A 20,127-nucleotide genomic window follows, 5' to 3' on the forward strand; every position below is an offset into this window, starting at 1 on the left:
TATTGGAAATTAATTAAAATGTTACGCGCGCTCCGACAGTGAAAACCGACGGTATTGGATATACCTGCTGATCGATACCTCCTGGCACTTCAGGCGTAAATCCATTGCTGGAAAAGAAAGTGTAAGGACGATCGGCATTCACAAATACTTGCGCTGCACCAATATGTGCGCTTTCCATCCATGCTTTTGGCAAATCATAAGACAAGCGCACATTCTGAATACGGAAATATGAGCCATCTTCCAGGAAAAAGCTATTCAGTCTTCCTGTATTCCATGGATTAAACATTCCTGCTGCTGAAGGCGTATTGTTGGTCGAACCTTCGCCTGTCCAAATCGCATCCACTAAATTAGCATCCAGGTTATTGCTTCCATGCTTATTAATATCTGCGCGTCGGCGGTTGAATATGGTAGCACCCTGAACACCTTGGAAAGTAGCCGATAAGTTGAATCCTTTGTATCCGGCTGAGATGTTGATGCCATAGGTAAAGTCAGGGTTTGGACTTCCTAACAATGTTCTGTCATTCCCATCGATAACACCATCATCATTCCTGTCTACGTATTTGAAATCGCCAGCAGTTAACCCATTGGCTTTTGCAATTGGATCGGCATCAATCTCAGCCTGATTTTGGTACACTCCAGCAACTTCCCAGCCGTAGAATGAATAAACTTCATGCCCTACCACATGGCGTTGTGGAAATTCTGCAGAGCCCGTTTCGATATAAGGGTTACCATTTAAATCAACAACCTCGTTATTGATAGTTGTAATGTTAGCACCTACAGAATAGCGGAAATCTTTTCCAATATTATCCGACCAATTAATCATGGCTTCAAAACCTGAGTTGCGAATAGTTCCAATATTCTGTAAAACCGAAGGGTTACCAAAGGCTGCACGTGGACTCACGACTGCATTTTTTGTATCGCGCCGGTAGTAGTCAGCTTCAACACTTAAACGGGAGTCAAACAGTTTTGTGTCGATACCAATATTTGTTTCGTTTACTTCTTCCCATTTCAGGTAGCTAAAACGTGAGTTGTTGATCATTCCGGGAACAAGGACGCTGTCAAAAATTCCAGAATCACCCAGGCCACCAGTTGCAATTGAAGCAAAACCATCATTGGAAGGAACCCGGTCGTTACCAAGTATACCCCATGATGCTCTTACTTTAAGGTAATCAAACTTCCAGTTTTTTAATCCACTTGCAAAGCTCTCTTCTGATACGACCCATCCTGCACCAATTGAAGGGAAATACCCCCACTTCTCCTGGTACTTCGATGATCCATCAGCACGCATTGTTAATGAAAGCAGGTATCTATAATTGAAGTCGTATGAGAAACGGGCAAAAGCAGACATTCCTCTAAAACGGGAACCGCCATCATATACCCGACTTGTTTCCTCATTACCCGAATCTAAATAATCATCATTCATCACGCCTTGAGCAGTACCTCTCATCCAACGGTAGTTTTCTTCGCGTACAGAAAAACCAACCATGGAGGTTAAATTGTGTTTGCCCCAATTGTTTTTGGCTGTAATTGTATTATCCCAGATGTAGTCGTAGTTCCAGTTGGTTGTTTTGCTCAATGCATTGATCGTCTGCTCATTGTTTCCAACTGCGTACTCAGGAATAAAATGGGAAGCAGCTCCGTAACTAAAATCGGCGTTAAAAGCCGATCGAAAAGCGATATCTCGCGTTTCCCAAGGCCTTAGCTCAGCATAAATATTGGGTAAAAAGCGCGTAATAGCCGACTCATTATCGCGATTATAGTGAGCCACTGCCACCGGGTTATTATAATAAGTACTGTAGCCCAGGTTATGTGGGTTACCAAACTTCACCGGATAGCCCTCATCATCAGGTAACGATTCATCGTAAACCGGAAACATTGGGTTGCTCACATAAGCCTGAAACCAGGCTTGGTTGGTATCAATCATGCGATCCTCCTGAGTTAACAGGGTACCAAAACCAACCTTTAAACTTGAGGACACGTCATAATCCACCTTTGCTCTTAAGTTAATCCGGTTATAGTTGCCATCGGAATCCATTATTCCATCCTGACCATAATAACCTAAACTAAAGGCATAAGCCGACTTATCGTTACCACCGGTGAGCGATACATTGTGGTTATGAACAGGAGCGGTCGTTCGAATTAACTCATCGTACCAATCGGTAGAAACAGATGGTACGCCGTTTTCACCGCCATATCGCTCAATGGCAGCATCTACCTGGTTGATATAGCCCTGTACACCTGAAGCACGCATAAAGTCTGCATACTGCGATGAGTTAGCCATTTCCAGGCGCTGAGTTACAGATTGCAAACCATAATAACCATCATAGGTAATATTCATTTTTCGGTTCTTAACACCACTTTTTGTAGTAATTAAAACCACCCCGTTGGCAGCACGCACACCATAAATGGCGGCAGCAGATGCATCCTTTAGTACGGACATACTTTCGATATCATTCGGACTCAAAAAGTTAATGTCGTCCAAGAACATTCCGTCAACAACATACAATGGGTTAGTTCCCTGAAGGGTTCCAACTCCACGGATAGTAACTGAAGGTCCGGCACCCGGAGCACCTGAGTTAACAATGGTAACACCTGCCACTTTACCTTGAATTGCACCCATTGGTGATGATGTTGCTACGGAAGTAAGCTCATCACCTGAAATGCTTGCAATTGGAGAGGTTAAGTCTTTCGATTTACTTGTACCATAACCTATTACCACAACCTCTTCCAAGTCACTCGTCTCATCCTCAAGCGTAATGGCAAAAGAAGTTTTTTCACCAACAACTAACTCTTGTGTTTTTAATCCAATAAATGAAAACACCAACACATCAGTAGATTGTACATTGTCCAGTTCGAACTGACCATCCATGTTCGATGTGGTTCCATTCATTGTTCCTTTAACCAGAATGGTTGCACCAGGCAGTCCATACCCAAGATTGTCCCGAATTTCACCCGAGACCTTCTTAGCATCCTGTGCCAGCGCAATATTGCTGACCAACAGGAAAAAAATAAGTAGTCGATTAATCATAGAAAATTGATTTTAAAGTTATTTAGCTCTAATTCTTAAGCTGTTAACATATGGTTGCCCCTTTACAGGGGTAAAATTCACTTCTATAAAAGGCTGATCAGTAGCTATTACATAGGTTTTGAGCAACGCGTGGTTGCCTCCTACAATTTGGGCTGGTGAAAAGTTGGTTTCTAACTCTTGCCCATTTAAAACGATATTGAACACGCTAATTTGTCGATCATTGGACGTGCTATTTCCTAAATCGTAAGCGAGCGGCTGACCATAGTAATTCAGATCGGCAAAGCCAAGCGTCAACTCGTAAGTACCTGGCTCTACATCAAACCGGTAAGTCATTTCGCCCTCGCGGCGAGTTTGAAACAGCGGATCGTTGGGAGACCCTTTAATCTCAGCAGTTGTTCCAGGGCGGTCCCCCCGCTTCATTGCCTCCCCATTTATATATCCCCAGCTTCCTTTCTCATAAGGCATGTCTGGCACAAAAACCAAACTTGAACCATCGGCATGGAAGTAGACGTCGCTACCCGCATTGATGCTAATATCTACAATACCATTTTCCGAAATACGCCTTGGGAGATAGCTGACCTCCAGTGTCGTAAAATCGTTGACCTCTTCACCATTAAACAGTCCTTGTACACTAAGCTTATGAATTCCCTCGTTCAGCTCTGCTTCCCACTGTGCAGTGAAGTTATTCGTCTCTTTTTCACCAAAACTAACGTCATTGATTCGTAACTCCACTTCCTGAAGATTACTGTACACTTTGATCACTTGCTTGCTATCCGAATCGAGTAGCATCCGTTGCTGCCAGTCTCTTGTGCCCAAATGCAGTACAGGCGTATTATCGCTTAAAAATGCTTTTTGGTAGAAGAATACATCCTTCAACTCACGGTTGCCGTACATGAGCCCTTTATTGTTGATGCGTGGCATGGATTCGTTGCGCAAGGCTGAACTAAAGTCCACCAAGTTCCACATGGCTCCTCCCATTATATAGGCAGAGTCGCGAATAACCGGCCAATAATGCTCCATAAATAATTGCTGATACTCGATAGAAAAATCAAACTTCCGAGGCTTTAAAGTGTGTATACGCTTGTCTGATCCGGCACCAAACTCAGAGATGATCAATGGACGTTCAGGATACTCCTGGTGTTGCTTCGATACAAAGTTTTCAACCCCTTCCAGTCCGCCACCATACCAACCATCGTAGAGGTTCCAACCCGAAATATCAGCTATGCCGGCTAAACCAATTTCATTGTATAATGTCGTTCCATGGTAAGCCATAACTGTTAGGCGATTAGGATCTATCGATTTACAAGCCCTTTCCAGGTGCTTTGCCAATCGCACGGTTGCTGCATAACGTTCCTGGCGTTCACTATTATCTTTTACACGGTGAGGCACCTGTATAATTGCCTCGTTCATATAGCCCCACATAACCACCGAGGGATGATTATAATGCTGGCGTACCATTTCTCGAAGTTGTCGTTCTGCATTATTAACCAAATCAACCACAGGCACTTCTTCCCACACCAAAAGGCCATACTCATCGCAAGCATCAAGAACTGCTTCTGCTTGCGGATAATGGGCTAAACGGATAAAGTTAGCGCCCATCGATTTCAATGTCTTTATATCATCCGTATGCTGTACATCAGACAAAGCAATGCCATACCCTTCGCGGTCCTGATGACGACTGGCTCCCATCAGCTTGATTCGCTTACCATTTAAATAAAGCGCATTGTCAGCTCCTATTTCGAACCAACGCCAACCAATCGTTTCTTTCAGTTGATCAAGAACTTTACCTTTGTTGTCTTTTAATACAACATCAAGCGTATATAAATTTGGTTTTTCGGGCGACCAGAGCATGGGCCGCTTCAGCGTAGGTAAAGTAACCTTTAGTTGGTTACTCCCCTTTTTTATTTTTTTCCGAACTGATAAATCAAACACGGCTTGCTTCTTAGGATCAAACCCCTGAACCTCAACCGTTACAAACTCCTCATTACGCGATGTATTATTAATGGATAATTGCAACTCCCCTTTGGCCTGTTTATCAGATACCTCATCGATAGAAAAAAGCAGTCCCTTTCCACCAAGACTATCCAGCTCAAAACTAATGTCATTCTTTTCAATGAGCCAAACCGGACGATAAACTCCACCAAATATGGTAAAATCACCACTTAGCGGAGCCAAATTATCATTCGTATTATCGACGATTAAGCGAATATCGTTCGTTGAATTGTATTTTAAATGTGGTGTAAGGTGTACATAAAACCCGGTGTAACCGCCAGAGTGTGTAAGTACATGGGTGTCATTTATTATCACATCCACTCTTGAGTTCACTCCTTCGAAATACAGATATTGCTGAGTCTTTTCAGAAGTTTCCGAGACAACAAAGCGCTTGGAATATTCGCCTATACCCCTGTAGTAGTTTTTGCTGACATAAGCATCATCATTCCAATGGTGCGGAAGTACTACTTGGATAGAATCCTTGCCGTCATCCTGTTTTTTAAAAAACCACCCTTCGTTAAAAGATGTTTGGAGTACCTGAGCATAAACAGCTCCAAACTGACTTATTACAAACAGTGTTAATAATAGCTTCTTCATTGTATTAACTATTCATTTGCCTGTAAAAATGAACAATTGCTATTAAAGGCTATTTTTTTACTATACATCAAACACACATCATCCTTTTAACCACCTCCCTACTTACTTGTAATACTGAATATTACACACACAACATTCATCTCAAAACACCCCCAACCATTCACCATTGATAACACTCAATACATCACCTTTCATACATCATTTTTGCGGTGTAAGAAAAAATAAATATATTGCCGCACTAACCTAATTACACGAACTGCAAGCAAGCAGACTCTTCTATCTTTTACAATTTAAGGATTTCAATTACCAGTGAATGTGGCGGCATAAGATCATATTACCAGTTTTAGCATTACTACTGATAAACATCAATAGTTTTGCCTGGAATGCAAACAGCAGAAATAAAGCCTTGCTTGCACCTGAGATTTATAGTTTTTTAAAAGATGATTACAATGGTGAAAGGCAAAATTGGGACGTTTCAAGCTCAAGCAGTGGAGCCATGTATTTTGCCAATACACTAGGTCTGCTTAAATACGATGGAGAAGACTGGAGCCTTTATAAAACATCCAATACTTTAAGAGCTGTATACTGCTCCAACGATACCATATATGTTGGAGGCAATGGACTAATGGGATACTTCCTGGAAAAAGAGCTAAACAGAGGTTTTCAACCACTAACAGAAATTGAGAACGACATTTGGAAAATATTCCGGCTTAACGAACTGATAGTTTTTCAATCATTTGACAAAATTTACCATGTTAATTCAGATGGCTTAGTTGGCATTGAGCGATTTAAACACGGTAATACAACCTTCACCTACCCTATTGGTGAAAAAATTGTCTATCAAATAAGTTATGGCAAGCTGATGGCCCTTACCCCCAATGGAAATGAGCGTGTCATTTGCGATACACCTGAAATGAGTAAGCTTTTGGTAAAATACATTACTCAATTGAGTGCCGATACTATTTTGATTGGAACACTTGAAAACGGCTTATTTACTTTATCCAATAACAAGCTGACTCCCTTTAACACGCCCATCAATGATTTTATTAAAACCAATAAACTCAATAAGGTAATCAGGATAGACAAAGATAATTATGCCTTTGCTACGATGAATGGAGGTGTAATCATTGGAGATCTAAGTGGTCAAATAACCTATGTATTAAACCGCTCGAATGGTTTATCAAACAACCGGGTACATGCCATTTACAAACAGCAGGATCGTTTTTTGTGGATTGCCACCAATAATGGCATTTCATTAATCGATCTGAAGAATCCAGTCTTATTTTTCAACAATCAGTTCATTGAGTTGGGGTCTTTCTACGATATCGTGATGCTGAACAATAAATATTATGCAGGCACCAACCTTGGGCTTTATGAAATAACGCCTCTTAAAAATCAATCATCAGTTTTTGATATCGAACTAATCAAAGGATCAGAAGGACAAATATGGAACCTTGATGTTATTGACAACACCTTGTGGGTTGGTCATAACAATGGTACCTACTTACTTGAGGGCTCACAACTCAAACAACTATCAAAGGCAGCTGGTGGATACACCATGCTTCAAAGTCGGTTTAACCCTGATATTGTTTACCAAACATCGTATTTTGGGGTGGCTGTTTATAAAAAAACAAACAAGCAATGGCAGCTACACTACTCCATTACCGATATTGATGAACTCACAAGGGATGCTGTTGAACTGAGTGATGGTTCTCTCATTATTACAGGAGCGGCCAATACGCTGTTTCAGATTTGGCCCGACAATGAAAAAAGAAAATATACCTTCAAAAACTTAAGCTTGCTTCCGCAAATGCGCAACACAACCTGGGTGCGTGCGTTTGACATTAACGGTCAAGTGCTAATTACCTCAAACGACACCTCTTTTTATTATGCGGCTGATGAGACAACTCACCCTTGTCCCTCAGCTTTTGACAAGGCAAGTTACATTTCCGAAGTTATTGATGACCACATATTTATTAGAAAGAACAAGCACTTAATTCTGTACAATCTGAAAACCGATACAATTGTACCACTTGCCTATAACCTGAATAACATTGAAGATGACCTGATTTTTAAATATGAAAGAATCACGCAATCTGCAAACGAACAAATAATGCTATGTTTATCGGACCGCATTGCTTATACGAAACTTAACAAACTTAAAAACGCACAAATTAACAGTGTTACCCCATTGATAACCCGCATCCAATGCACCAACGACCGCACAGGTAAAGAAGGTACTTTTAGGGCTGATGAGGCGATACCCTACAAATACAATACCCTGCAATTTACCTTTACCGCCTTCAGCTATGGCCTTAAGTCATCGTACGAGTACATTTTAGAAGGCTACAACAATAGCTGGCAAAGCCGGCAAGATAACCACGCCATATTTCAGAACCTGCGCGAAGGCACATACACCTTTAAGGTGCGCGAAAGAGACGGCTCTCTAATAAACAGCCTTACCTTTACGATTGCGCCGCCACCGTTTCGTTCGAAACTGGCCTATGCAGCCTACGCCGTATTAATAATCATTCTGAGCATTGTATTGCGATATACCTTCAATCAAATACACAAGAAAAAAGCGTACTCAAGGCTTCAAAAGGAGCGAAAACGTTTAAACGATTTGCGCATGTTAAGCTCCCAACAGCAGCTGGGCGAAGAAGTTAAACAGTTGCAAGAGGAAGTAACCAGCAAATCAGACAAGCTTGCCAACCTCCTTATTCAGAACAACAAAAAGAAAGAGATAATTGATAAAATTAACGGGGAGTTAAAACACATCCGTGAGAATCACCGATTTGTTGACGGACGCCAAATTGATCGGCTCTCCAAAATGATTAAAGTGAACTTTGATGAAAAGAAAGACTGGCTGGTATTTGAAGCTGCCTTTTCTGAAGCCCACACAAACTTTTTTAAAAAGCTGCGAATAAAACATCCAAACCTTACTGATTTGGATTTAAAACTCTGTGCATACCTAAAAGTGAACCTTTCGTCAAAAGAACTGGCACCTATTCTTAAAATCACCACTCGCAGTGTCGATTTAAAAAAATATCGACTTAAAAAGAAATTAAACCTAAGTAAAGAGCAAAGTCTTAAGCAATACATCATGGACTTTGATGACTGAAGCATGCAGGGCGAAGCCTTACGGGCCAACGTTGTGCTATTTCAATTCCAGCATGGTGCGATTAGAAGTCACCTTGAATTGTCACTGAGAAAGTGTTATTCTCATTTCAATTCCAGCATGGTGCGATTAGAAGACCTTACGATCTATCCGCATAAGGAGAAAGAGTTCATTTCAATTCCAGTAGGATGCGATTAGAAGGGATAAACGATGAACATGCCATTGTCGGTTTCGTATTTCAATTCCAGCATGGTGCGATTAAAAGTCTTAAAAGGTCACCAATTCCCGTTGCAATAAGGGATTTCAATTCCAGTAGGATGCGATTAAAAGCTAAGCTCGTCCGACTCATAAAAAAAGTATTCGATATTTCAATTCCAGCATGGTGCGATTAGAAGATGATAAAATGTTCTTAAACTCTTCCGCTGTGCTTCATTTCAATTCCAGTATGGTGCGATTTAAAGGGTCTGTGCAGCCGTTTGAGCAGCGTTGGCCTTACATTTCAACTCCAGTATGGTGCGATTAAAAGCGCATAAATTTGAAAAGAGAACGATCTTTACTTGATTTCAATTCCAGCAGGATGCGATTAAAAGTCCAACTTTCTCGGATACGAAGGCGACCAATATATATTTCAATTCCAGTAGGGTGCGATTAAAAGACTTCATTGACTGTTTGCTTTGAAACTGTTTTAAGTGATTTCAATTCCAGCATGGTGCGATTAGAAGTCACCTTGAATTGTCACTGAGAAAGTGTTATTCTCATTTCAATTCCAGCATGGTGCGATTAAAAGAATTAGCTGTATATTTCGCTCCAATCCTTCATAAATATTTCAATTCCAGCATGGTGCGCTTAGAAGCCTGATTCCCTCAAGTCACTCAGCTGAGGTTCAGGGTATTTCAATTCCAGCATGGTGCGATTAAAAGTTCCTTGAATGTAGAGACGCCCGCTCATGGGAGGAAGTTTCAATTCCAGCATGGTGCGATTAGAAGCAGACTAACAACTCAACTTCCATCTGCCTTAACCTAATTTCAATTCCAGTAGGATGCGATTAAAAGACAACGAGGACTTAACGCTGAATCTGATTATCAAATTTCAATTCCAGTAGGGTGCGATTAAAAGTTAATCATACACGAGTTATCAATATATCAAAGAACGGAGGCCCTTATTTTTGCGCCGGGCATATTGGCTATTGAAATCAAGCAGACTAACAACCTTCCGACTAAAGCAAAGTGGCCAACAACTTCTTTATCTGGCGGGTTTTAAAAAGACTTACTTCTTCACGGCCTCTTCCAGTTCGTATACCTCTTGAGCATACTGATGAGCTCCAATCATATATAAATATTCATCCAGTAACAGAAGTTGACCAGCTTCCAGCCTCAACAAGTTGTCCAGGTAAAAATCAGTCAGCGCTTGTTTCATTGCATGATGAATACGGTGTACAAAATGATTGGCCTTCATGTCCCACTCAAAATCTTCCCATACTACCTGGCGCCATTCCTCCGGGTCAACATCCGGATATTCGCGAATAAACTTCTGCACCTGATCCTCCGCATCCTGCGCTGTCAATGGCTTAGGAACCGGACGTACCTTAGGAACCGGATCACCTGTACGCCAATAATATTCAGCGACATTCAGGCATTCCATCGCTTCATGGGCACTGCGAGTCGCCAAGTCCAACAAAGGCTTTTCCATTTCCTCACGATAAGTCTTCAGCTCCGGCCAGTGCGCAAAAACCAAGTCGAACAAATCATGCCGAAGCTTTTGATGAAAAGCCTGCCCATTCGCTTCCATGGCTTTCATCTGATCATCAAAGCGCTTGAAAAAGTGATACAATTCTTCGTGGTTCATGGTGCTATCGTTTAATCTTGGGTTCAGTTGCTAATACGGTTTCCTCCCCCTGACAGGTTTTAGAAACCTGTCAGGCATATAAATTCAGGATAGTTGGTTTTCGTAATCGAACGCCATCATCCGATCGATCAGCTTTTGTTCTGCTCTTTCAAGAGCATCGGCACTTTCGTTTACGGTAACCACGTAATTTGAACACGGAAGACTTACAAAAACATCCGCTCCGGCAGTTTCATCAATGATGGGTTTGGCTTTGGGCCGTTCGCCATCTTCGATTAGTTTTGCACGAATAGCACCCGCCAATTTATTGGCATTGTCGCTGATTGCAACAGCCAGGGTTTCCATCAGACTAAAGGTTCGTGACTGGTTCGATGTAATACGCCAGTTCAACAAGGCACTTGCCAAAGCTGGTATTACTTTTTCACGTTCTTTTGGGGGAAGTACTAAACATTTTCCAAACACATTTTCACTTTCAATCCAACCTTTTGCTTTCAAATCCTCAATCTTATCCGTAGATAATTCAGGCTCATGTTGATTGGTAGAAACAGCAAAGAGAGTGCGAAGGTCAATGGCAATATCATAAACAAAAAGGCCACCAGTACGAACATTGTCCGGAATCCAATTCCTGCGGGGCAATGTCCGGTTGTTGTTTGCCAAAAATTCATCAATTTCTTCATCAGTCATCAGCTGATCGCCCCAACGAACATTCACCGGATGACGGTCGGGTTTATCGCTTCTGTCAAATGTAAGGTTTTCTTTGTCCGTTCCGGCAAGCAAAGGATGAATTGGACGCATAGCCGAAATAGATAATGGACTTCGTCGTTTTACTGTAATTCCATCGCCAGCACGCATCCAGCCCCCTAGCAACTGATCGATATAAGAAGGATCGCAGGGCGACCAAGGCTCTTTATTTTCCAGCTCCTTTTTCGCATTCACTTTATAATTGAATGTAATGGGTGCCATTTGAATATTCAAATTTGATGTGAGCGCATCAAGAATTGAGCGTTTCACCTGCTGTCCACTTGAATAAGCAACAACGCGGTTAAACTGAGGATCGAAATACGTTTTCTGACCATCTTGTACACAAAATACGGTATGATCTGCGTGTTTTAACGCTCTTAAATAGATGTAAGCATTCATAATTATTTGTTTAAAGATTTCTTATTGACTACGGCATATTGAAAGCGGATTAAGGTTAGGAAGTAAGGCACATTATCGACTGGCATCGTGTGGATTATTTCGGCAATATCGGCCAGTTGATCTATTTCAGGACTTCCATTTACAATTTCAATTAATGATTCGATAAACTGCTTTTTATTCACTGAAGCCAACAGGTTTGTAACTTCCTGGCTTTTCACTTTTTTGGCATTTTTTTCGCTCAAAGAGTACGTGTTGAGGGTAATCGCAACCTGCTGCGCTTTTTCCCATAATTGTTCATTGTTCAACATAGCTAATAACCATATTTGATAAGTGTTAAAATTGATTGTTTTTTCTTCATTGGCAGGAGTATATTTAGGCACAACTCCTTTGTCCATACAATCGCGAAACCCTTTGGGCTCAAGTGCATTTACCCCAATAGCTCCCATCTGGCAAGCTTTGGTAAAGCCCATGGCTGTTCCAAACAATTGCTCAACCTGTTCGCGTCTGGTTGTTCCAAAATACTTGTTGTAGAGTTCAAAAGGTTGTCGGATACGAGGCAAATCAAAGGGAACAAACCCTACAGTTGTATTCATTTGCCCCAAACTATAAACATAAGCCATTAGCGATGTTTCGGGATAATTGCGGGCAATACCAACAAGCACTTTTGTCCACGATTGGGTATTTACCTCCATCCCCCCATCTTTCATGGCACCAAACGGATTAAACGATGCTGTTGGGTTCAACTCGTCATAAGTAAGTTGATCGTAACGGTGGGCAATCCATTGACCATTCCATGTGTTGATCTGGTTTCCTCTCAGGGCAGGGGTACTGTTTAAGTAATCGCGATAAATCTGCCAGCCTTCAAACAGATCAAGCAAAATCTGCGGGTTACTGAACAGGAGTGACAAACCGCTTTGTACCCCAATTCCCATACCACTTCCAATCCACGATAAATAAATTTCATCAGTTTTGATGGGCAAATCCAGGCTGGTTACCTGTCCCGACGTAGTGGCTGTTAAATCCAATGATGGAAAACCAATGGCAATACTGGCATCCGCTATACCTGTATCGATCTTATCTACCGTTTTTGTAAAACGTTCATTTCTTTTTGCAACTGTTTCATACGGTATCTTTCTTGTCCTCATCTTATTCCAACTTATTTTGGGATTTTCTAAGGGGGAATTACCGGCAGACATCATGTATTTGTTGTGATTAAAGAAAACTTCGTAATACTTCTCAACAAAAAACTCCTTTGCAGAGTAATTGCTTTTAAATTTCTTGTTGTAAGCATCCAGAAAGATTTTTCCAATAGTTGCTGCTATCATATCAGTTGTATTTTATAAAAATCATCATGAAACATTGTAAAACTCAGGTTTGGCAAGTTCAACCAGAAAGCCCAATTCCTTATCGTATGCCTTCGATGGAATGATGAAGGGTTTCGAGCCACAGGTGGATTTGTCCAACCTCCGATAAGCCACAGAGCGGAAAGAAACCGGTATTTCCATTTTAGACCTCTCTTCATAAGTAGCCGATTCGTATACTTCCTTGTCAGATTCTTCAATGCAGGACACTGAGTCGATATCCAGTGTTTCCAGAAGAGCCGATTTGGAGTTGTGCCATAGTTCTTTAATCATCCATTTTCCTTCCTTAAAAACAGCATTCAAATCAATGTCAATAAATTCAATGGAAGGATAAACGGTATCGATCATCGATTGCGCATCCCGTTCTTTCATCAAATTGCCATCGGGCAAAGCTTCATAAGTGCGTTGCAAAACTTCCAATCCATAAGGCAAAGCATCATTTTTATCAGTGGGCGGAGCAAGCACATAAATGGACTTATAGTGTCCAATCGATTCGTTCGATCGCTTGCGGTTGATCCGGCCAAAGCGCTGAATCAACGCATCAATTGGGGCACATTCGGTAACCATCAGGTCGAAACTAATATCCAGACTCACTTCAACAACTTGGGTTGAAACCACCAAACAAGCCTCGGTGCTATTGTTGTAAATGTTTCGTAAATCGGATTCTAATTGGCTTCGGGTTCCCCTTTTGTACCGGCTATGCACCAACATTTTTGCCACATGAGGATACCTTTCCGACAGATCGTTAAACAGAGACTGAGCCCGTTTCACCTGATTGCAAACCAATAGAATCTTTTGATTTTGGTGAATGGCTTCATCAATAACGTCGCTCAGCGATTCCATTGAATCCGCTTTGTGAATCATGTGCCTGTTGAACGTATCCAAAACCTCATCGGGTAGTTTTACCTCGTAAATCGTGTCGGTACCTCCCAGTATATCAATCAATCGGTCATACAAAACCGATGGCATGGTAGCGGTTCCAATGTGCACACGGCAACCAATGTTGCAGAGTATTTCGACGATCTTTAAAACGATGGCTTGTGTTGTTTCGGAATACGTATGTATTTCATCGAGTATGATATCACAACCTCTAATGTCAGCAATCATGGCTTCGTAGCCTTTTGTCCCAAATACCAACGATGCCATTTGATGTGGGGTTAGTACCTTAACCGAGGCGCCAATGTGGCGTTGAAGTATCTTTTCTTCAACCGTTCCATTTTCCAACTTGATGCTTGAAGCTGCATGTAGTAAACGAACATCGGCCCCGGTATTCTTCAAGTCGGCTCTAATCCGCTCATACATGGCGTTTATCGATGCCTGAAAAGGCAAAGTATAAAACACGCGTCCGGTACAACGACGTAACAAAAAATCGGTTTTCCCGGCTCCGGTTGGAGCTGTAACCAAGGTATGTTTGCGGGTATCGTCTGTCGCAATCAACGATAACGGATAGAGTTCGCTTTTTCGGGAGTGGTAATAGCTCAGATTGGGCAAAACAAAAAGCTTTGCCTCGAGTGGTCTTACGTAACCGCTCATGGCAGAGGCCAGATGGTCTGCGGCAATTAAAACACCCTTCCATTGGGAGTAACCGTACTTTCTGGATTGGCAATAATCAACTACTTCGTAGAAACTCTCCTTAGCTTGATCAACAGATATCGGCTTGGTTTCAATATTGAAATGTTCTAGTATTGATCGGGCATCTTTGCTCCAAACAGCAAACCCACTGATGTGCTTTTCAAAAACCGCTGGTTCGTTTTCATCCAAATCGAGCAACCCTTTACCGCCTGCATCTTTGTATATTGATTTGTGGTGAGCCACAATCATGTCGATTACAGGGGATTTTTCTTCATCATTCAGGATTGAAATGAAAAACAGCGAAGCCAATTCATGCCGGAACAAAAATCCGGGGGGCCGTTGAAAGTTCTTATTCAGCGTTTTTTGAAAAATTGAACTTGCCTTGCCAATATCATGAAAAATAGCCCCCTTCCGGGCAATCGAGGATTCTAACCCAAGATGCTGTGCGACCTTTTCGGCAAGCAATGCAACTTCAGATAAATGCTGAACCAAGGTAAGATGTCCGTTTACTTCTCCTTTGGCTAATATCTGGTTAAGTTTCCCCATCACATTCCACTAACAGGTTTACCTGCAATTTCTAACCATCCGTACATGGGTTTAGCATCGTTGAACCGATTAAAGCCAACGAAAAACGACTTTTCATTTTCTCCAAACCGCAATTCAAATCCGGTTAGTTGGTCAAATTCCGCATCGTCCATGGATTTTATCTCTGGTTCGGGAAACAGCACATCTTCATTACGGCACAGACAAATGTGTTGCTTTGCACTTTTTCGAGCATCTTCTACATTTTCAAATGCGAGGTAAAGCGTCGGATTTATCATTACTCCTCGTTCAAGCACCGAACGTTTACGAACCATGATTTTCTGTTGTGTTTTCTTTTCCCAACCCCGTGTTTGAGTTTGTTCTTGTTGCACGCTGATTGACGAATAGGTCAACTTGTGCCGAACGATGGAAGAAACCTCCAACTTTTGTCTTATTCCCTCAATGATTGATGGAGTAAGAAATTGCTGGCTAAATGTTTTCCCATCTCTTACCGCTGTCCAGGGTTTTATAAAACCGAACGGGCCGGTGTATTTTACGACAAATATCTTTCCCATAATTCTTCATTTTATAGCTCCAAACCCAATTCCCGTTGAATTTCCAAGTCCTACATTCCAGGCAAATCGCTTTGTTTCGGGTTTGCCTTCGATGATTACCGGACACCAACTGGCTCGGTTTTGTATCCCATTGTAGTTTATTTTCTTGGTGCCTGCTTTAGGATATTTATCTTCAAACCAAATTCGTAATGATTCATCATTTATTCCAGCCTTTTTCATCTTTGTAAGCAGAGTCTCCTGAAGACAAGTGTTGGCACGTAGGTCATCATAGGTAATGTGGTCTACCCTTTCGCCATCCTTTCGTTTAATGAAAATAGGGCTTGCGACAAAAAATAATTCGCGGCCCGAAAAGTCAGGATCTTCCTGAAGTATAATCTCCTCTACCTGCAGGCCATGAAACAGACTTGAATCTTTCTGGATTCCTGCAATGAGCTTTTTAATCAATTCTGGTTCATGAGAACTAAAGAAAAACGAAGTTCCTTTATCGAATTTTAATCCATCAGGAGTCGCTCTTCCTCTTTCGAGCCTTGAAAATGAGTATAGTGAAACACGTCCATGTTCGTTATTCCATCCCAACCACTTATGGATAGCTCCGGTTAGCAAAGGCTGATGATCAAATGGAATGAGCTCGCCTGTTGTCTTAATTTTTAAATGTATCCTCATATTTTTTCATTTTCGTTTATTGCGCTAAAAACACATCGCCTGTTGGCCTCGTCAGCCACCCATAGTCAATCGTTTTGTAATTTTGTTTCATATCATTTCTTTATTAATCCGACAGGTTTTAGAAACCTGTCAGGATTAGGTATCATTAAATTTCCAACCATTTTTCGATTTCAAATACATCCACCTTTTGGTTATGCATTGTTTTAAAGTTCGCCTTATCATCAAACCACCCGATCACAGCCTCGCGGTGCAATTTGGTTGGTTTCATGGAAATACAGCTTAGGTAGCTGCTCCAGGGGTATTCAACCGGATGTTCGCAAAAGCCGTGGTGAACGGGGTTATTGTGGATGTAAAGAATGACCTTGCGCAGGTAAGTTTTATTGTCGATAAGTTTTCGTTTAAAAGGCCTTTCGAACAGGGCTCCGCGTGTTTGATGGTATTTATTGAAAGCCTGGGCGTAGGCATTAAATAATTTCGAAAACTGTTGCGAAGGAGTACCTATTTTCAAGGAGTTGTCGTTTTTATCGCTGATAGGGTTCAAAACCCTGTCTGGGGTAGGAGAAGCAACAACTTCCTCTTTTATCCGCACCAATAAGTGAAAATGATTTTTCATCAACACCCAGGCATAAGTCCGGGCTATTGGCGAAATGTATTTATCGTACAAGGCCAAAAAATAGTCGTAGTTGTTGCTATCCCGAAACAGGTCGCGCCCGCCTACCCCATGGTTGTAGATGTGATAAATCCCTCGGCGTTTAAGTTGTTCAAACGGTTGCATCGTTTCCTTTTTATCCTCTCCTTTTTAATCCTGACAGGTTTTAGAAACCTGTCAGGAATGCAATAAACTTAATAATCCACCACAATACGTGCTTTCTCGTAGCCGGCGTAGAGTGCGGGGTCGCGCCGTTTGAAGATTTTCATCAGGTTGTCGAGCTGGTTGGTCAGCAAGTCGCTGGCTTCCGAAAACAGCTCATCTAGGGTGAGGGTAGCCACGCCCGACTTAATCTGGTACTCGCGGGGCAGGCCGCTCAGCTCCAAAAATCGGTCGTAATCGGCCTGCAGGTCGGCAAGTTGTTCGGCCGTAAGGCCATAGCCATCGGTAAGAGCCTGCTGGTGTTCGGTAGCCGCATCTATAATCAGTTTAATTTGCCGCAGCATATCATCGTTCTTCATCTTAAACAGGTCGGAGGCACTTTGCCCCATGGTTTGCTTCAGGGTCTCATCACCGGTCATTACGGCAAACACCTCAACCATGTCGTTCAGAATATCGCCTTTCTGACTCATGGTGCGTTTCAGTTCGGTTTTCATCTTTCCGGCGTTCACCTGTGCCTTTAGCTGTTCGGCAGCAGCCACATCAATGGCCTGACTTACTTCGCTCAGCTTGTTTTTTACTTCGCCAATTTTGGCAATGCTCTGCCATAGCGGCGATTTTTCGTCGAGGTAGCTTAAAGTTGCCTCGATCATGTTCTTACGGTTAATCTGAGTTTGTTTCATAGTCTATTCATTTTAATTAGTAATTCACCGGGCTCCGGGCCTTTCGATCCAGTTAACGGCTATTTCGGTTTCATTAGCAGGCATTTCGGTACAGTCCGCAAATATTTCGGTCCAATCCGACGGTATTTCGGTTCAATCCGCAGGCATTTCGGTTCAATCCGACGGTATTTCGGTCCAATCCGCTGGCATTTCGGTGCAATCCGACGACATTTCGGTGCAGTCCGGATTCGTTTCGGTCCGAACCGGGCAAAACGCCCGTTGGAAGAGGTTCAACCCATCCGAATCCACCGCTACTTTTCTCGCTAATGGAATGAATGGCTTTTTGAAGAATGTAAGCCTCATCTTTCGAAAAATGAAGCAATTGGCTGATCTCGCAAAAATACAGCGAGTCCTTATCAATATAGTAATAACCATCAATTGGTTTAGAAATAATAAATCCGGCCTCTCGAAAACTTTGAATGTAGGGGAAAGCTGTTCATTCGGAGATATTAAACCCATGAAATATTTCAAAAAGCTGGTGTCGGATTCCACTGGATAGAAAATCATCACCTCCAACATTTGCTGTAATTTATGCTGATCGCTCATTCCTATTCAATCTTTAAGTCAGACATTTATGACATTAGAAACATAAATATACTCATTTACACTAGCTACATACAAACAAGCTGAGCGGAACGTACTATGTTTATCAACACGTTTCCAGGCAGTACCTGATTTAAAGCAATAGTTTTACTGGGTCGTTAAATTTTCCGGAATACAGCAAACAATCATAAAGTGGCAATAGGAAATAGTGTTCAACTTACGGGAATCCTTTTGGCCTGCATTCAAGCCCTGAAGTGGCCCTAAAAAAAATTCTTCCCAGTCGTAACTAAGAAGAATTTCTTATAAAAAATAGGGCAGTTGGTTGATCGTTCAATCCGACTTATTCTTTCGCTTTAACTTTGGTTGCAGCCAACTCCATGTCGCCTTCGGAGGTTTTTACTGTTCCGGCCATCTTTTGGTCTTTAATTTTTGCCGTTAGCTTCACATATTCATAATCGACGTACAAGCCACATTTAAAAACACCATCAGTAAAAGTTAAATCTTTCAGCTGAATTTTGTAGCCATCAGCAAATTTAACTTCCCCGGCCAATTCGCTTTCCTTTTCACTAATAACCAAGGTTCCTTTTTCGTACCCATAAGGCGCTGATGGCACCTCGAAAGTCCACTCGCCAATGACTTCTTTAACGGAGGCGGTTCCTAAACTTTTTCCTGACAAAGGAATAATTCCAATCATAAAAATAACAACCAATAACTTTTTCATTTTATTTGATTTAAAAGATTAACTGGTACAAAAGTGACTGGGATTTTTCTTTTATCAAAAAATTAGGGTTCAAGCCCCTTATTTGGGGCTAAATCACCTCCTGCTGGGATAAAAGGTCTAAAAACAGGGGTGAATATTTTTCCGAAACCGGGATAATTTTATCATAATGGCTTAGCTTAAGCTGCAATCGTTTCCCGTTTAGCTGCACCATTTCAATCTGGGTCCAGTTCACAATAAACGAACGATGGCAACGAACAATCCGGTTTTTAGCCAGCATTTCCTCAACCCGCTTAAGCGAGTTCCGAAGCAGCTTTCGTTGTATTTTTTCCTCAGCCAAATAGTATACCGTAATGTAATTATCAGTCGATTCCAGGAAAAGAACATCTTGTGTCCGCAGGGAAAACTTAATCCGATCATATTCATCCTTGAAAACCAACATTTCCTTTTTAACCGGACTGCCAAGCTGGTCTTTCAGTGTTCTTATTTCCGCCCGTTGGTTCTTATAGTAAATAATGAAAAGTGAAAACAAGTAAGGCAGCAAAATGCCCAACAAGGTGTATTTTAAAGAGAAAATAAAATCATTGCTAAAGTTACCTACCGGATTTCCGTACAGAAAAATATACACCAGGCTAATCAATAAGATTTCGATCAGCAGCCAAAGCGCATAACTTTTGATACTAAAGGCCTTTACTTTAAACAATTTTCGCAGTGGAAACTGGGTAAATAGCAACACCAGCGACACCACCAAACCATAACTTGAAAGTCGTAAGAACTGAATGAAGCCCGAATCGGAGAACCAACGGTTAATGTTAAAAGGAACAAATACATTGATATACAAAACACTAAAAACCAAGCAGACTAATATCAAAAGGTACCGATCTGACCTTTGGTCAAGAAGGGTAAACCTGTTATCCAAAAAACTG

At 41.7% G+C, this 20,127-nt stretch carries 14 protein-coding genes and 1 CRISPR repeat array; of the genes, 1 reads left to right on the top strand and 13 read right to left on the bottom strand.

Features of this window, described 5'->3' with window-relative positions; translation table 11 throughout:
- Positions 1–13 precede the first annotated feature (13 nt).
- Positions 14–3,028, bottom strand: a complete 3,015-nt coding sequence (locus ACRD6K_RS15000) for a SusC/RagA family TonB-linked outer membrane protein (RefSeq protein ID WP_430973907.1) — start codon at positions 3,026–3,028, stop codon at positions 14–16.
- Positions 3,029–3,046: 18 nt separating this feature from the next.
- Entirely contained in the window at positions 3,047–5,617 is a 2,571-nt protein-coding gene (locus tag ACRD6K_RS15005; protein WP_430973908.1) for a glycoside hydrolase family 2 TIM barrel-domain containing protein, read from the bottom strand.
- Positions 5,618–5,930: 313 nt separating this feature from the next.
- Between ACRD6K_RS15005 and ACRD6K_RS15010 the strand changes: the two genes are divergently transcribed.
- Positions 5,931–8,738: a triple tyrosine motif-containing protein gene (locus ACRD6K_RS15010; RefSeq protein ID WP_430973909.1), complete on the top strand. Its 2,808-nt coding sequence runs from the start codon at positions 5,931–5,933 to the stop codon at positions 8,736–8,738.
- Positions 8,739–8,777: 39 nt separating this feature from the next.
- A CRISPR array of direct repeats spans positions 8,778–9,847; the repeat unit is 25 nt; unit sequence TTTCAATTCCAGCATGGTGCGATTA.
- A gap of 154 nt (positions 9,848–10,001) precedes the next feature.
- On the opposite strand, the gene ACRD6K_RS15015 is transcribed toward ACRD6K_RS15010, so the two are convergent.
- The 11 genes from ACRD6K_RS15015 to ACRD6K_RS15065 all read right to left on the bottom strand — a co-directional run bounded on the left by ACRD6K_RS15015 (position 10,002) and on the right by ACRD6K_RS15065 (position 20,072).
- Positions 10,002–10,580 carry a hypothetical protein gene (locus ACRD6K_RS15015; RefSeq protein ID WP_430973910.1) on the bottom strand — a complete coding sequence of 193 codons (579 nt, stop codon included), beginning with the start codon at positions 10,578–10,580 and terminating at the stop codon, positions 10,002–10,004.
- Between the two features lie 84 nt (positions 10,581–10,664).
- Entirely contained in the window at positions 10,665–11,717 is a 1,053-nt protein-coding gene (locus tag ACRD6K_RS15020) for a hypothetical protein (RefSeq protein ID WP_430973911.1), read from the bottom strand.
- 2 nt (positions 11,718–11,719) lie between these two features.
- Positions 11,720–13,042 (bottom strand): hypothetical protein, encoded by a 1,323-nt coding sequence (locus ACRD6K_RS15025; protein ID WP_430973912.1) that lies wholly within the window; start codon positions 13,040–13,042, stop codon positions 11,720–11,722.
- A 24-nt stretch (positions 13,043–13,066) separates the two neighbouring features.
- On the bottom strand, positions 13,067–15,196 hold the full coding sequence (gene cas3 / locus ACRD6K_RS15030) for a CRISPR-associated helicase Cas3' (protein ID WP_430973913.1): 2,130 nt from the start codon (positions 15,194–15,196) through the stop codon (positions 13,067–13,069).
- Positions 15,196–15,747 carry a hypothetical protein gene (locus ACRD6K_RS15035; protein WP_430973914.1) on the bottom strand — a complete coding sequence of 184 codons (552 nt, stop codon included), beginning with the start codon at positions 15,745–15,747 and terminating at the stop codon, positions 15,196–15,198. The genes cas3 and ACRD6K_RS15035 overlap by 1 nt, the downstream gene beginning before the upstream one ends.
- A 6-nt stretch (positions 15,748–15,753) precedes the next feature.
- The gene (cas6, locus tag ACRD6K_RS15040; RefSeq protein WP_430973915.1) at positions 15,754–16,410 is read right to left on the bottom strand and encodes a CRISPR-associated endoribonuclease Cas6; all 657 of its coding nucleotides are present in this window, start codon (positions 16,408–16,410) and stop codon (positions 15,754–15,756) included.
- Between the two features lie 145 nt (positions 16,411–16,555).
- Positions 16,556–17,185 (bottom strand): transposase, encoded by a 630-nt coding sequence (locus ACRD6K_RS15045; protein WP_430973916.1) that lies wholly within the window; start codon positions 17,183–17,185, stop codon positions 16,556–16,558.
- 68 nt (positions 17,186–17,253) lie between these two features.
- Positions 17,254–17,901, bottom strand: coding sequence for a hypothetical protein (locus ACRD6K_RS15050; RefSeq protein WP_430973917.1), 648 nt, complete (start codon positions 17,899–17,901; stop codon positions 17,254–17,256).
- A 73-nt stretch (positions 17,902–17,974) separates the two neighbouring features.
- Positions 17,975–18,262: a hypothetical protein gene (locus ACRD6K_RS15055; protein ID WP_430973918.1), complete on the bottom strand. Its 288-nt coding sequence runs from the start codon at positions 18,260–18,262 to the stop codon at positions 17,975–17,977.
- Positions 18,263–18,823: 561 nt separating this feature from the next.
- Positions 18,824–19,204, bottom strand: a complete 381-nt coding sequence (locus ACRD6K_RS15060; RefSeq protein WP_430973919.1) for a hypothetical protein — start codon at positions 19,202–19,204, stop codon at positions 18,824–18,826.
- An 88-nt stretch (positions 19,205–19,292) separates the two neighbouring features.
- Positions 19,293–20,072 carry a LytR/AlgR family response regulator transcription factor gene (locus ACRD6K_RS15065; RefSeq protein WP_430973920.1) on the bottom strand — a complete coding sequence of 260 codons (780 nt, stop codon included), beginning with the start codon at positions 20,070–20,072 and terminating at the stop codon, positions 19,293–19,295.
- Between the last annotated feature and the right edge of the window lie 55 nt (positions 20,073–20,127).

It is taken from the genome of Sunxiuqinia rutila (assembly GCF_050589705.1).
GTDB lineage: Bacteria > Bacteroidota > Bacteroidia > Bacteroidales > Prolixibacteraceae > Sunxiuqinia > Sunxiuqinia rutila.

What these genes read in the sequence shown, in the direction of transcription:
- ACRD6K_RS15060 (WP_430973919.1), bottom strand. Translation starts at nt 19,204, where the DNA reads ATGAAAAAGTTATTGGTTGTTATTTTTATGATTGGAATTATTCCTTTG.
- ACRD6K_RS15000 (WP_430973907.1), bottom strand. Translation starts at nt 3,028, where the DNA reads ATGATTAATCGACTACTTATTTTTTTCCTGTTGGTCAGCAATATTGCG.
- ACRD6K_RS15050 (WP_430973917.1), bottom strand. Translation starts at nt 17,901, where the DNA reads ATGAAACAAACTCAGATTAACCGTAAGAACATGATCGAGGCAACTTTA.
- cas6 (WP_430973915.1), bottom strand. Translation starts at nt 16,410, where the DNA reads ATGAGGATACATTTAAAAATTAAGACAACAGGCGAGCTCATTCCATTT.
- ACRD6K_RS15020 (WP_430973911.1), bottom strand. Translation starts at nt 11,717, where the DNA reads ATGAATGCTTACATCTATTTAAGAGCGTTAAAACACGCAGATCATACC.
- ACRD6K_RS15010 (WP_430973909.1), top strand. Translation starts at nt 5,931, where the DNA reads ATGTGGCGGCATAAGATCATATTACCAGTTTTAGCATTACTACTGATA.
- ACRD6K_RS15035 (WP_430973914.1), bottom strand. Translation starts at nt 15,747, where the DNA reads ATGGGAAAGATATTTGTCGTAAAATACACCGGCCCGTTCGGTTTTATA.
- cas3 (WP_430973913.1), bottom strand. Translation starts at nt 15,196, where the DNA reads ATGGGGAAACTTAACCAGATATTAGCCAAAGGAGAAGTAAACGGACAT.
- ACRD6K_RS15015 (WP_430973910.1), bottom strand. Translation starts at nt 10,580, where the DNA reads ATGAACCACGAAGAATTGTATCACTTTTTCAAGCGCTTTGATGATCAG.
- ACRD6K_RS15025 (WP_430973912.1), bottom strand. Translation starts at nt 13,042, where the DNA reads ATGATAGCAGCAACTATTGGAAAAATCTTTCTGGATGCTTACAACAAG.
- ACRD6K_RS15005 (WP_430973908.1), bottom strand. Translation starts at nt 5,617, where the DNA reads ATGAAGAAGCTATTATTAACACTGTTTGTAATAAGTCAGTTTGGAGCT.
- ACRD6K_RS15045 (WP_430973916.1), bottom strand. Translation starts at nt 17,185, where the DNA reads ATGCAACCGTTTGAACAACTTAAACGCCGAGGGATTTATCACATCTAC.